Source organism: Nostoc sp. (assembly GCF_036917535.1).
Taxonomy (GTDB): domain Bacteria; phylum Cyanobacteriota; class Cyanobacteriia; order Cyanobacteriales; family Nostocaceae; genus Nostoc.
This window is the reverse complement of the sequence record NZ_JBALDA010000018.1, coordinates 118,229-132,634: the sequence shown is the minus strand read 5'-3', so window position 1 is coordinate 132,634 and position 14,406 is coordinate 118,229. Positions and strand designations below refer to the sequence as shown.

10 protein-coding genes and 2 tRNA genes are annotated in these 14,406 nt (G+C 42.2%); 8 read left to right on the top strand and 4 right to left on the bottom strand.

Annotated features, from left to right (window positions below; all coding sequences use genetic code 11):
- Positions 1-104 precede the first annotated feature (104 nt).
- Positions 105-1,559 (bottom strand): aminotransferase class V-fold PLP-dependent enzyme, encoded by a 1,455-nt coding sequence (locus V7K56_RS06745; protein ID WP_334908804.1) that lies wholly within the window; start codon positions 1,557-1,559, stop codon positions 105-107.
- Positions 1,560-2,574: 1,015 nt separating this feature from the next.
- Between V7K56_RS06745 and V7K56_RS06740 the strand changes: the two genes are divergently transcribed.
- Complete coding sequence (locus tag V7K56_RS06740; protein ID WP_334908802.1) at positions 2,575-4,125, top strand: hypothetical protein; 1,551 nt, start codon at positions 2,575-2,577, stop codon at positions 4,123-4,125.
- Between the two features lie 61 nt (positions 4,126-4,186).
- Here the strand turns inward: V7K56_RS06740 and V7K56_RS06735 are convergent, their stop codons facing one another.
- Positions 4,187-6,328, bottom strand: a complete 2,142-nt coding sequence (locus V7K56_RS06735) for an NAD(P)/FAD-dependent oxidoreductase (protein WP_334908800.1) — start codon at positions 6,326-6,328, stop codon at positions 4,187-4,189.
- Positions 6,329-6,488: 160 nt separating this feature from the next.
- Here V7K56_RS06735 and V7K56_RS06730 point away from each other — a divergent pair, with 160 nt between their 5' ends.
- The 6 genes from V7K56_RS06730 (at position 6,489) to V7K56_RS06705 (ending at position 10,847) form a co-directional block, all read left to right on the top strand.
- The gene (locus V7K56_RS06730) at positions 6,489-6,722 is read left to right on the top strand and encodes a hypothetical protein (RefSeq protein ID WP_334908799.1); all 234 of its coding nucleotides are present in this window, start codon (positions 6,489-6,491) and stop codon (positions 6,720-6,722) included.
- A gap of 479 nt (positions 6,723-7,201) precedes the next feature.
- Positions 7,202-8,326, top strand: a complete 1,125-nt coding sequence (locus V7K56_RS06725; protein ID WP_334908797.1) for an alpha-hydroxy acid oxidase — start codon at positions 7,202-7,204, stop codon at positions 8,324-8,326.
- 107 nt (positions 8,327-8,433) lie between these two features.
- A tRNA-Leu gene (locus V7K56_RS06720) sits at positions 8,434-8,517 on the top strand.
- 34 nt (positions 8,518-8,551) lie between these two features.
- Positions 8,552-8,941 carry a hypothetical protein gene (locus tag V7K56_RS36970; protein WP_442939931.1) on the top strand — a complete coding sequence of 130 codons (390 nt, stop codon included), beginning with the start codon at positions 8,552-8,554 and terminating at the stop codon, positions 8,939-8,941.
- 784 nt (positions 8,942-9,725) lie between these two features.
- Entirely contained in the window at positions 9,726-10,523 is a 798-nt protein-coding gene (locus V7K56_RS06710) for a WecB/TagA/CpsF family glycosyltransferase (RefSeq protein ID WP_334908795.1), read from the top strand.
- Positions 10,524-10,775: 252 nt separating this feature from the next.
- Positions 10,776-10,847 (top strand) — tRNA-Gln (locus tag V7K56_RS06705).
- A gap of 89 nt (positions 10,848-10,936) precedes the next feature.
- Here the strand turns inward: V7K56_RS06705 and V7K56_RS06700 are convergent.
- A complete protein-coding gene (locus V7K56_RS06700; RefSeq protein WP_334908794.1) occupies positions 10,937-11,416 on the bottom strand; it encodes a hypothetical protein in 480 nt (159 codons plus the stop codon).
- Positions 11,417-11,743: 327 nt separating this feature from the next.
- Between V7K56_RS06700 and V7K56_RS06695 the strand changes: the two genes are divergently transcribed.
- Complete coding sequence (locus V7K56_RS06695; RefSeq protein ID WP_334908792.1) at positions 11,744-13,042, top strand: hypothetical protein; 1,299 nt, start codon at positions 11,744-11,746, stop codon at positions 13,040-13,042.
- A 112-nt stretch (positions 13,043-13,154) separates the two neighbouring features.
- Here the strand turns inward: V7K56_RS06695 and V7K56_RS06690 are convergent, their stop codons facing one another.
- Positions 13,155-14,300, bottom strand: coding sequence for a SpoIID/LytB domain-containing protein (locus V7K56_RS06690; RefSeq protein ID WP_334908791.1), 1,146 nt, complete (start codon positions 14,298-14,300; stop codon positions 13,155-13,157).
- Positions 14,301-14,406: the final 106 nt, after the last annotated feature.

The following is a 14,406-nucleotide window of genomic DNA, read 5'->3' as shown; positions in this document are numbered from 1 at the left end:
CTTATGCTGTATACCTGTTTGACTTTTGACTTTTGAACGCCAGTTGCTTCAAGTCGGCAGAGCCGCCCAACGCACTGGCTCCTTTTGACTTTCGCCTTGCGGCACTAGCTGTTTATCGCTGTCCAAACACCAGTTATCCGATCTTGTGTGTAGTTGGGCAAATAGTGAGACAATCCGTTTTTAGCTATTTGAGCGATCGCATCTATAAAGCGATCGCAATCTTCTAATGTATTATATACAGCAAAGCTGGCTCGGATAATACTAGGAATATTACGCGTAATTCCTCTGTCTACTTCCTGAGCAATCTCGCAGTCTTGCTCGTCTGAAATATTCTTGAGTTTGCGAATGTATTCATAAGTGCAAAAAGCCCCAGCCCGAACGCCAATGCCATATTCTTGTGCTAAAATCTCTGCTACTAAGCGTCCATCAAATCCATCAATATCAAAGGGAATAACATGGGCTAAATTATCTCCAGGAATATGTATTTTGACACCAGGAATCAGCCCAAGTCGTGTATATGTAAATTTAACTAGAGAGTGTTCGTACTGAGCAATGCGCGAGCGCCCTACTGCTTCGATAATTTCAATCGCTTTGGCAATGGCGATCGCACCCATTGCGTTTGGTGTTCCGGGGTCATGGGCCCGTTCTGTATAAAAACGCTTTATCTCTAGGTTTCTGGTGATATAAGGCAGGTTTCCACCGCCAATTTGATAAGGGTAGGAGCTATCAAAAAATTCCTTTGGCCCTAGCAAAACTCCGGTTCCATAAGGGGCATACATCTTGTGTCCAGAGAAAGCCACAAAATCTAAATGACATGGATCATCATCAGCACGCATATCGACTTGTTCATGCTGAATTAACTGACACACGTCGGCAAAAATCTTAGCACCATACCGATGTGCTAAAGCTGCGATTTCGTAAATTGGGGGTCTATAGCCTGTAATTGTGGAAGCACCTGTAATAGTTACTAACTTAATTTGCTCGGCTTCAGGGAGATTTTGGTGTGCCTTGAAGATATCTTCAATTTCTGCAATACTTACACTTCCATCTGGTTGCGTTCTGTACTGCACAACTTCGTCTCTAGTAACCCAAGGCAGCAGGTTAGATGAATGCTCGATATCAGAAACTAGAATTTTTCCAGGTTTTTTTGCCCAAAGTGTGGCAGCTCCATTAATTGCTTCTGTTGTATTCTTCGCAAAGATTACATAGTTGTCTGAAGATGATCCCACAAAGTTGCGAATGATGTTTCGACTGGCGTCATATTCTCGTGTAGTGATAATGGATTTTTGTCCAGAACCTCGATGTACGCTGCCATAGGTGTCAAGCATTTCGTCCACGTACTGCTTGAGAGTTGCAAGGGGTGTGGTTGTAGCTCCATTATCCAAGTTCACGTACTTGACATAGTTTCCGTTAAGAGTTTTCACCTTGAAAGATAGAGACTCATCTGTAAATAACGGTCTGATTTCTTTGTCCCAAAAGCTGTTACAATTCTCTACAAACAGCGGTAATTTAGCAGTCTCTTGCTTGATATTTGCGCCCATTGCAAGTACATCAGTCATTTTTAGCACTCTTATTTTAAATTTTGATTTTTTTGAAAAAGCCTAACTGCCACAACACTCTATTTCGCGCTGCAATCAGATTAATCGCCAGAAATGATGGTCTTTATAATTACTTTATTTCTAGTAGAAAACGCGGTTAATACAATTATTCTTTAATAAAATAATTAAAAATACTATCCGTGTTAATACTTGATTTAAATATAGCTGTTGTAAATTAACTTACAATGTAGATAATATTATTAAGTAGTTAAGTATACTTTAAACAATTTTATTCTAATCATTAAACAAACTTGACGTATTGAGGATAAGTTGATCGAAAAGCTTATAACTAACACAACCTGCAATTGCTTACTGGCAACGTATTTATCGAGAAAAAAGCCCTCACTAAGTTGAGATTACTCTTTAAAAAAGTTTTATATTTTACTTAAGTAAATTGTTACTTATTTGCTAACACTTTATAAGTATTTACTCGTATTTAACAGGATCTCTTAACATTGCAGTTATAGCGGAAGCTCTTAGTTGTTTGCTGACATTAAATAGCGATCGCTTAGGATTAGAGAATTATCATTGAAAAGTAGATACTTGTACGGACATCTATATCTAAGTACTCAATAAGGCATTACAAAATGTATTTCAGGAGACAATCATAATTTATCTCTTAAGAAAGATGCGATTATAAAAAATAAAGTATAATGTGAGACAGTTTTTTCATGTAAAAAACTTCATCAGCCAGCCAATACAATTTAATTTTTAATGTATCGGGTTTCTCCTCTCTCTCGCCTATCTTCAAAGGCGACCAAAGTTCCCCTTCTACCTCTTCTTGACGGGGCAGAGCATCATAGTGTTATAACGGCATCAGTCTAGATACAAAATGGGGAACACCAATTGATAATTAATTGCTGGTGCTTGGAGAAAGTTAAACTTAGCTTTTAGAGCAAACCCTGATTAGACACAGTTTATAAGCAATGCTAATGCCAGCACTGCTGAATATTTTTAAGCAGGTGAGTCAAAAGTGATGAATGAAGCTGACACCTCAAACAAGGGGGCTGTGATGGAATCCCTAAATTCTGCTAATTCGCCACAATTAGAGCAGGCGAGTTGTCCCTTTTACTCAGTAGTGCCTAATGACAATATGACAGTTAAAAAACTGCCACTCCTCATGCCCGCTGAAGATACACAATTTTTACAAGATACCCCCCAGCAGGACTGGGTTGCAGAGCCTGAAAGCGGCAAACAAGCACTTATTGACTCAGAATTTCAGAAACTGCTGGCATTGAACGAAGAATTACGTACGGCTAACAATAAATTGTATGAACAAGTAGAGCAGCTAAAAGACAACCTAGCTGAGTCAGAAAAGGTTTTGCAGTGGCAGAAAACGCGTTCTAGCGTTAGTGAGTCGATGCTCAACCAACATACTCAGGAACTAGCTGCGGCTCAAGAACAGATAAAATCTTTATTTCAACAATTAGAAACTGCTGTACAAACTGTTCAACGCCAGGAAATTTTCACTGATACTTATAAAGCACAGCTACAAATTAGCCAACAACGCCTTGCCCAGTTAGAGCGAGAATGTACGTTGCTACACACTAATAATAACGAACAATCTCAGCAGTTATTGCAGTCAGAAAATGTTTGTCGGGAGCTACGTACAAGACTGATGCGACAACAACGCCAGACGTTGCAATTCAAAGCAGCTTTGGAAAAATGTCTAGATACATCAGTTCCTAGCTATGACTCCTTAGAGGATGCTGCAAAACATCCTAAAGACATAACTAGTAGCCAAGGAAGATTTTCTAGAAAAGCTCGGTCTTTGTTTCCTAACGCCCAGCCAATTCAACCTTGGTCAGCAGAAGAAGAATCCTTAAGTAACGATTTAGATAATTCTTGGGGTGAACCCTCAGCACCAATCCCATTTCAAAGAAATGAAGCCCCTGCGACACCGCCATCATCTCCTTGGAACTGGACAGTTAAGAAAGACACGCCAACACCAACACAACCCGCGCCATCTCCAGAAGTTGATGATTCTCTAGATACACCAGATACAACTGAAGGAGTTTCACCTTCGGGTTCATCAAATTTAGATCGGCAATTAGATAGTTTAATCCAAATGTTTTTCACCTCCCAGCCTGCATCTACATCACCACCACCTGCTGCGAAAACGGATGTTAGTGATGCTCCAATTTGGGAGACTTTAGCAACAATCTTAGAAGACGATGAGGAATTAGAAAATCCACAGGAGGAACATTTGGAAGCAGAAATTAATCCTCCTGCAACTACCTCTACTTCTTGGAGGACGGATTCTGTGCTTTCACCAGCCAATGACTTACTGGTTTCCTCTACTCCATCTCACACTGAAACGCCAGTCGGAGATACTGAAGACTACTGGTCAGAAGTTTCACAATTGTCAGCAAGTAATTTGTCCTCAGAGTCATTAAGTGATAACACCAATGATGACAATTCACCTTCACCAGTAGTTTATCCTCAGCGTCCACCCAAAGGGCGTAAGTCATTGGCATCTGTAGAACTGCCGAATTTTCGCCCCAAGAGTCAGGAGAGACGCGATTAACCCTTGTCTGTACAAGAGTTGGAAATAGGGAGTCAAGTGATTTATGCCCCATACCCAATGATTAATTCAGAATCCTTGCTTCTGACTTTGGAATTATGGCTTCTGGGTTGGTTTTTGCAACCTGGCTGGGCGATCGCGGTTTGCCTGTGGCGATCGCATAATTAATCGCTAATAACCACAGCCACAAGCCTGGATTCCGGGGTTCTAGCCAAAAACCGACTCGGTTCAAGAAGCGCCCAAACCAGGGACTTAGTAAAGCACTAACCAGGGCATGACGACCGAAGTTGAAATAACTACCAAGCCATCGCACTAAATCTCTAGGGCCAGCAAGTTCCCAAATCCATAAAAGTAAGGCAGGATTTTTACTAGCGGCTTTCAGTGCTAAACGGTTAAAGGTTAACCAATCACACCGATCTTTGATGAAGTTATCTGCCACCTCTGGCGGTTCGTCTGCTAACAGCCCAAAAAAGGTATTCAGCATGGAGTTAATTCGTTGCGGCGGTAAAAATTTTCCTGTGGGTACCATCATGCCTTTGGAAAAAAGCCAAGTCACGGAAACGTTGGTTTGATAGGCGCGAATTTGGTTTAAGTGGCAAAAACTCAACAAGTCATGTTTGAGGGCAGTATCCAACAGCGTTGTTAACCGCTCTAAGTTGCGAACTAAGGAACCAAAACCTGTGAAAACGAGGGGAGATTGAAGTGATGCAGCATCACCGATCGCCATCAATCGATCAAAGGCAACTGTGCGATCGCGACTTCCCACACTAAAATGCCCTGGTATATACCCAAATGTCGGCTTCTTCCACACCAATTTATCCATATCGCACCTGCGATACTCTGGCAAAATCGTGAAAAAGTCCTCGTACATCTCTAGCAAGGAACCAGGATTTTCAGCGTTGACTTCGTGGTAGTGAAATAAATAAATCGTCAGTTCATCATCTGCTGCGGGAAACAATTCCCAAATCAACTGCCTTCCCCGCGAAATATCCCCATGACTGTAAAGAACGTCACCATATTGGGAATCCCATACTCCCGGCTCAAATCCGCTTTCAATTGCCGCTCCTACTGTCGGACAGACACTATCAAAGGCACGACCACCGTTTAATTGCCAAGCGATGGGGGATGCAGTTCCCATTGCATCTATTAGCAGTCGTCCACTTACTTGTTTCTCAATCTGACTGGACAAGTGCTTGACTTGCAAAACTACCTGTGATATATCAATATCTGCACGGATAAACTCTGTTTCATCCCAAATTTCACCGCCTGCCGCTTGCAGTTTTTGCCCACACATTTGGAGCCATTTTTCGGAATCTAAGCCTAAATTTAGGACTGTGGGTGTGTGGAGGACGGGCGATCGCAGTTTGGCTGGATTATTAGCATCAAAAAATTTATTGAATCCGTCTTTATATTCCCTGGCAATGATGGTTTCTAACTCAGCGGGGGTGACTAAACCCAAGTTAAGCAAGCTTTGAATTTCGTCGCGGGAAATATTCCATTCTCGGTTCATCCGCCCAAAGGGCATTCGTTCCACCAGCAAGACTTTATATCCCAGTTTTGCCATTACTGCTGCATGGATTACGCCTAGTGCGCCACCGATATAGATGATGTCGTACTGGGCATGGGACATGGGGCATGGGGCATTGGTTATTTTCCCTCTGCTCCCCTGCTCCTCTGCTCCTCTGCTCTGTTGCGAAAACACGACTTGACGCGGCTGTTGCGGATTCCGCACCCCTTCGCGCCATCGTTGTTCCCACCAATAGGCACGAGTTAGGTCATATTCACCGTTGGGCATTTTCTGAAAATACTTGACGGTAAGGGGATAAGTAAAGGCTAGTGCGGCAAATATTGATTGCTGGGATAAATCAATTGCTGGCGGTTCTGGGTAATCATGCGGAAAACGGCTTCTGATTTCCTTAGTCAAGCGTTGCAGAATTTGTCTTTCATTGGGAAAGGGTTGTTCTGACCAGCGAAACACTTTCAGATAGGTAGTTTGTTGCACCGACCAGACAAATACCGAAAGTTCTGTAGGCAAGTTTTCGGAAAAAGCCACTCCAGCAGGTGTAGTAGCACTGGGTATCTGAAGGCGAAAACCTTCCGAAGTAAGCTCTTTTTCTCCATTTCCAGGTTCAAAATCTGTTTGTAACCAACTACGCACAGTTTCTATATCTGGAGTTGGAACTTCTAAATAAAGTATTTCTTTCATTTTTTCCTGACATCTCCTCTCAATTTACTCACTAAGACAGATTTTCTTAAGACATAAAGTAAGGTACGCTCCGCCCTATTAGTTTCGTAAAGATTCAGTGAAGAAATTTTAAGAGTTTGTCAAAGTTATTGTTCATTTTGTATTTCTGTAAACCCACGCCATGAATTATCCCATTCCAGACAGTCCCCAAGAAATTGTTGCTCTGCGACAACAGCCAATTGACGAAGAATTAGTTGCCAGTGCGATCGCTGGAGTAATTAAAATTGTCCGCGCTCAGGGTCAATCTTTGGAAGAATTGACTGCTCAGTTGTTAGCAGACGATTCACTGTTGGATCAGCAACAACGCCGTTGGTTAAGCCAATTAGTTGCCCAATCCTGGGAAAAGTTCTCTTAAAATCTTGGATAAGATGAAGTTTTGGTCGCAGGATGAGATTTCTGGGTCTATACCTAAATGTTGGCGATGCCTGCGGCGGGCTGCGCCTACGCATTTTTGGTATAGGAGTAATAATAGTCAGTATGGAATTGGCAATTGGGTTGTTATTTTTGCGTTCATGGCACAGAAGCCACTAAATTAACCATATCAGCGTTTTACGTTGCTTATGAATTTTACAACGTTCTGAAACGGAAAGACCTCTGGCGCAAACCAGAGGTCTTTTTTGGGAGTAATTTTCATGCTGTTTGAGTAACACCTCGGTACATAAATACAGTTGAGCGATCGTTAACCAAGTGAGTAAAAATAAATACAATTATGCTAAAAATCCATTTGAAAGCCTTGACAAGGAATAATCGTAGTCAGCGGCTCTAGCCATTTAAAATCTTATGCAGAGCGATAAATCGCTGACTACGAACAAAAGTTTTATCTTAGATTTAATTATGTCTACCTACTTATCCACAGACGATCGCTTTCAACCCATTAACCTTTTTGAGTATGAAAAGCTAGCAAAAAAACATCTGTCTCAAACGACACTTGATTACTACAGCAGTGGTGCTTGGGACGAAATCACATTGCGAGATAATCGTGCTGCCTTTGAGCGAGTCAAGCTGCGACCTCGGATATTAGTCGATGTGAGCGATCGCAATCTGAGTACCTCTATTTTAGGACAACCCCTGCGATTACCTTTGTTAATTGCACCGATGGCTTTTCAATGTCTAGCTCATCCAGACGGAGAAGTTGCCACAGCCCTAGCTGCTGCATCAGCTGGTGTAGGTATGGTGTTAAGTACAATGGCAACAAAGAGCATTGAAGAAGTGGCGACTGCATGTAATCAGTTTCCAGATTCTCTACGATGGTTCCAGCTTTACATCCATAAAGACCGGGGATTAACTCATGCTTTGGTAGAAAAAGCTGATAAAGCAGGCTACAAAGCACTTTGTCTAACTGTAGATGCACCCGTTCTCGGACAGCGCGAGAGAGATAGACGTAATGAGTTTGCCTTACCCCAAGACTTACATCTGGCTAATCTTGCGAGCATCTCAGGGCTAGATATTTCCCATGAAAAAAGAGAATCGGGGTTATTTACCTACTTTGCCCAACAGCTAAGCCCAGCAGTCACTTGGGACGATTTGGAATGGTTACAGTCTTTATCTGGGCTACCTTTAGTCATCAAAGGAGTTTTACGCCCAGATGATGCTGTGCGGGCTGTAGAACATGGAGCCAAAGCAATTGTTGTTTCCAATCATGGTGGTAGACAACTCGATGGTGCGATCGCTTCTTTAGATGCCCTGACTGAAATAGTAGCCGCAGTCGATGGTAAAGTAGAAGTGGTATTGGATGGAGGCATTCGTAGAGGCACTGACATTCTCAAAGCTCTGGCATTAGGAGCAAAAGCAGTACTGATCGGACGACCCATATTGTGGGGACTAGCGGTAGCAGGACAAATCGGCGTATCTCATATCATCTCACTGCTGCAAGATGAGTTAAATGTAGGAATGGCCCTTAGCGGCTGTGCCAAAATACAGGATATTGACCCTAGTTTATTGAACCTGCCACGCCTTTAAGCTGGAGATTCTTAAAACTGTTATTCCAGCAAAACTTTGAGAAATAATTTTCAAACTTGTTACAAAATCTCTTAATCTAGAATATACTAGTTAAGATTACGATATAAGGGCGGGTGGCGGAATTGGTAGACGCACCACACTCAAAATGTGGCGGCCTTACGGTCATAGGAGTTCGATTCTCCTCCTGCCCACTGCCAAAAAAGTTGCTAAAGAGGTTAAAAACTTATGCGCCTGAAAAGATGGGAATCTCCCCGTAAAGAAGGCAGAAATGATAAAGGTAAAGGCGGTTCTGCTAGGAAGCGTCAACTGAAAAAACAAAGGCAAATGTTACGCCAAAAACTTAAAGAAAGTAACAAATCAGACAATAATCAAAACCAAAGAGCAGGGAAAGATAAATTTATCTTTCCCTTCTTTTTTGGGCTTTTATTTCAGAAACAATTGAAGAAGAATACATTCGTCAGAATTCAGGAGCGGAGACTTGGAAAGCTCTGCGGCTTGGCGTCAGAATCAAGACGCGACGCTCGAATACTCGCTACCGCTCCGCTATCGCGGACTCGAAGGAGCTTCGCTATCAGTGGGGGATTGGGACCCTTACAGGTGATTGTAGACCGCTAAATCGTACCCCTTTCCTACGGAACGCTCCGCGAACGGGGAAGCTTGCTACGCGTAGCGTCTGGAGAAAGAAAAGATTTAGCGAGGGTCTTAAACCCAGTTATTCATCCGCCCTTCGGGTGACGCTCGTACCTCGCTAACGCTACGCTAACGGCAGTCGCTCATGGGGGAAACCCCCTTTCTGCGCGCTGCCTCACCAGTCACACTCCAATTCAATTGGAGAATTCTGGCGACTGACGCCTTTATTCTGTTTTGATAAAATCTAGAGATTTTTCATCAATACAGAGACTAAATTAAATCTGTAATAAATTTGTAAATTATAATCAAAAGTTATTAGCTGTTCTTTAAAATATACTAATTTTCATTCAACCTCTTAAGCGCATATTCACGTATAAAATTGGCAGACTTAGTGGCTAGCATTTTACTTTTCTACTTAAAGACTTAAGTACTATATACTACTTAATATACAGCATTTATCTAGGAATTTATCGCAATTATAATGCTTGGATGAACTAATCAAAAATTAATTATGAAGGAAGTATGAATTTTGTCAAGCAGTATCTAAAATCCTTAACATAAAACAGTAAGCTAAGACACAGCAGCAAATAATTCTAGTATTACCGATTAAGCCAAAAGTATACTAAAAAGGCAATTGCACCTCCATATGTTAACTTCCAACAATGACACAAGCCGACAAAAAGTCAGGAGTCATCCAATCCGAAATATTAAATAATTTGGATTGGTCTAGGTAATCTATGAATTGTTTTCTTGTATACAGGAGTTATTGATGGTGGCTAGAGTGCTTCTACCTACTAAAAAAGTGCTTGATTTTCCTATTACTGCTTTACGGTTTGATGAGCAGATACAAACAATACTGAAGTGGGCGAGTAGGCGTGAGAGCAAAACTGTATATGTAGCCAATGTACACATGCTCATAGAAGCCCATTGGAATCCAGAGTTTGCCACCGTATTGCGAAATGCAGATATAGTTACTCCTGATGGTATGCCTCTGGTATGGATGATGCGAAAAATGGGAGCGCTTTACCAAGACCGTGTGGCAGGGATGGATATTTTTCTTGCATTGTGTCAGCTAACTCAAATACAAAATCTAAGCATTTTCTTTTTAGGTTCCCAAACAGAAATTCTGTCTAGGATGCAAAACAGATTAGAGAAGGAATTTCCACAAATAAAGATTGCGGCGATGGAACCTCTACCTTTTCGTCCTTTAACCGAAATTGAAGACGAAACCTTGGTTCAAAAGATTAACTCTAGTGGTGCTAGCGCTGTTTTAGTTTCTCTGGGATGTCCCAAACAAGAAAATTGGATAGCTCAACATAAGGGCAAAATACAAGCTGTAATGATTGGACTGGGTGGAGTTTTCCCAGTTTATGCCGGAATTCATAAGCGGGCACCCCGCATAGTTCGAGACTTAGGACTTGAATGGCTATATCGATGGATTCAAGAACCACGCCGACTTTGTGGTCGTTATGCCAAGACTATTCCACTCTTTATATGGCTAGCTACTAAACAACTATTATCATCAAGTCGGATTGCAGCGGTCTTCCTTCACGAGACTGGGGACTAAAGAAAAAGAAATAAGTGAGACTAACTCTAATGCGTTCACCATCAAAGGAACCAGATTTTAGATGCTAAGGAAAGAATTTTATGCCTGAAGCATCAAGATTCAAGGTATCAACCTCAAAATGATCAAAGATTCTAAGTCTAAGGATTCCAACTCATTAATGTCCTGCTGTAAAAACCCATTATCTGAAATCAACTATTAAAGTACTTGACATTAACCCAGGACTAAATGTTATACTAACCATAGTGAAATTATTGGGGCGTCGCCAAGTGGTAAGGCAGCGGGTTTTGGTCTCGCCATCCCTGGGTTCGAATCCTAGCGCCCCAGTTGATCTAGAACACAGGCTGAAAATTCTATGTTATAGATTTTTTGCGTTTTGATTAAAATGTATCTCAATGCATATAATTCTGTAAATGTTACTTGTCAGGGGATTTGAGAGCTTGATCTAGAGTCTGCCTAGCTAGTTCTGCTTTAGACCGCGCTTCTTGGTAACGCACATTAGCTTGAGCAAAATTTTTGAGAACTTTAAAACCTTCCTTGAGTCGAGTAATTTCCTCTTCTGTTACCAACTGATCGCTGAACAAAATATCAACAGCTTTGTGAATTTCCAACGCCTCAGTTCGTGACTCCTGAACTTTCAATTTGAGCGTGGCTAGGTTACTCAGAACCTGAACAGCTTGTGTAATTGTATCCTCACCACTAGCAGTATCAATAGTTGACTCTTTTACCTCAATTAATTGTTGAGGGCCAAATCCTTCTTCCAGTTCCGTGGGTAGCTTACCTGCATCCATCAGTTCCATTAGCTGATCCATTGCTTTATCACGGGCTTTAGCTGAATCTTTTCCAGAAACAGTAAGGATAATTTCTGGGCTTTGAGCGAGAGTGTATTGAACCATATTTGAGCAGAAAGTTTGCTGGTTAACCAGAGCTGAGGAAAACAATTATAACATATTATGTCTTAGGTCATTTATTGGTTTATCGACTTTAGTATCAGTTTGCTAAATTCATGTGATTTATTATCTTTTTTAATGATTTATAGCAGTCGCCAAAGCCGTTAGGACAGTTCGTGGGAAACGCGCCTTCAACAGGATACTATGTGATTTTATTGCTGTCCTAAGCTCCCTGTCCATTGCTATAATTGTTATTCCTACTTTTACCAAGTCCCTCAAAATAAAACTTTATACTTAAGAAAAGGGAATAATTTTTAATAGGAGGGGAGAGCAATGGCTCCCAGTCCCACCATCATGCAAGCTGTGGAACAATTGGGCTACCGTGTTACCGTTGGTGATGTGGCAACTCAGGCAGGATTGAACGTCGCTGAAGCTAATCAAAGCTTGTTAGCCCTGGCATCTGATGCTGGCGGACATTTACAGGTAGCGGATTCCGGTGATATAGTTTTCCTCTTTCCACAAAATTTTCGAGCAATTTTGCGTAATAAATACTTCCGGCTACGATTGCAGGAATGGTGGAAAAAGGTCTGGAGTGTTCTGTTTTACGTGATTCGCGCTTCTTTTTTAATTTTCTTAATTGTTTCTATCACCCTGATAATTATTGCTATCTACATTATTACTACCTCTACCAATTCAGACCGTAATGGGGACAATCGGGGCAGTAATTACGGCGGTGGGGGCTTCTTCTATTTTCCAAATTTATTTTGGTATCTTAGCCCAAATTATGACACCCACTACCAGGAACGGCGACGTGAAAGCCGGCAAGAAAGCAATCTGAATTTCTTTGAAGCTGTGTTTTCGTTTTTGTTTGGCGATGGTAATCCAAACGCTAACTTAGAAGAACGTCGCTGGCAAGAAATTGCTACGGTGATTCGGAGTAACCGTGGTGCAGTGGTGGCAGAACAAATTGCCCCATATTTGGATGACATTGGCCAAGGATACACAAGAGAGTACGAAGATTATATGCTGCCCGTTCTGACGCGATTTAATGGGCAACCAGGAGTAAGCCCAGAAGGTCAAATTGTTTATTACTTCCCAGAGTTGCAGGTGAGTGCAGTTAAAAAGCGCCGTCATGCAATATCAGATCACTTAGAGGAATTTCCCTGGCGTTTTAGCGCTGCAAGTTCAGGGCAAATTATGCTGAGTGCTGGGTTAGGGATACTAAATTTTGTTGGTGCTTTAGTACTGGGAAGTTTATTGAGAGATGGAACTGTTGCTGTGCAGTTAGGTGGACTGGTAGCTTTTGTACAAGGAATTTATTGGCTGCTATTGGCTTACGGAGCAGGTTTTTTAGGCATACCGCTATTGCGTTATTTCTGGATTCAGTGGCGTAATCGCAAAATAAACGATCGCAACCGCGATCGCCTTTCCAGAGCAAGGCTATTGACAAGTCCTGATGCACTTTTGCAACAAAAAATCAACTATGCCCAACAATTTGCAACAGAAAAAGTCATTGGCAACGAAGATTTAGTGTATTCTAGCGAAACTGACTTACTTGACCAAGAAGTTGAACGTTCTGCAAAAATTGATGCTGAATGGCAACGGCGCTTAGAACGTGGGAGTGGGGAATAGGAAGCAGGGGAGCAGGGGAGCAGGGGAGCAGGGGAGCAGAGGAGAAGTAGCAGTAAGTTTTACCCCTCTGCCTCTTGTGCCCAATGCCCAATACCCCATGCCCAATGCCTAATTACTTCGCCTGAATCGGTGTTAGAGCTACACCTTGATAATAATGTCCCAAAATTTGCAGATGGTTTACTCCTTGCCGAGCCAGATTGTACGCCCCCCACTGACTCATACCTAAAGCATGACCGTAGCCAAGCCCTTGCAGTACAAAACTACCATCGCCTCCTTTGGTGACGGTAAAGCGGGTACTTTTTAACTTGAGGGCTGTTCGTACTGCCTCGCCCTGTAGCATCTTTGTGCCCTTGTTGCCGACAATCTTTAAAACTTTAACACTGCCAAAAGGTGAGTATGTTTCTGGAATCATCGCCGTCACACTGCCCACCTCAGGAAATTTAACGCTAATTTCACTGGGTGAGAAGGTTTTCACCCAATTACACTCGCGAATATTTTGATCGTAGTCTTGAACAGCACGTAGATAAGGTTCGTTGCTTCCCCAAACATCTTCTACGTTTTCAGTGTGTCCCCCAGAACAAGCGTGGAAGACTGAGAGAATAATCCGATTTTTGTAAGTTAGTACCTGCCCTAGAGTAGAATCTACTGCGGTGTAAGTAGCAGGAGATTCACTAATGACACCTTTGTAAATTTGCCAGTGATCGGGGGTATTGCCTACATCATAAACAGGATTATTTCGTTGTTTTTCCCGTTCGTAGAGGGCATAAGTGCGGGCTGCGATCGCTTGGGCTTTTAAAGCTTCTTGGGGCCAGCTAGCATCCATTTCGCCACCAAGAACGCTGTAGAGATATTCTTGATCGTCAACCCAGTTAACAGCGGTTAAGCCCTTATCTGTGGGGACAACTAGAGTTCTGCCCCGATACCAGCGATCGCCAATATAAACAAATCCTTTGCCAGTTGGCTCAATCCAAAATAAACCAGACTGCCACTTATCTAAAGCAACTCCGCCAGGAACGGCTTGAGCATAATATGCACTCATTGCTGGCAACTGTCCAAGAGTCCGGCCAGTACTATCCTTAACGATCCCAGTAGTGGAACTACCCACTTTTACCTGATTAACGTCCCTCTCAATTGCCACACGTAGGATTACAGACGCTTGGGCTGGAGCAACCAAAGCTATCCACAAAAAGATACTTACCCACCAATAACGTATTTTAATCTGAGAAAATAAAGAGCCTAAGTAAAGTTGGAATTTCATACCGATCATCTAATTACACTAGTATCTAATCGACGCTCTAGATTTTGACGTCTACTACTTTAAGATGAGACAGTTCTCCAACGCTGGAGGTTGCCACCTCCTACTA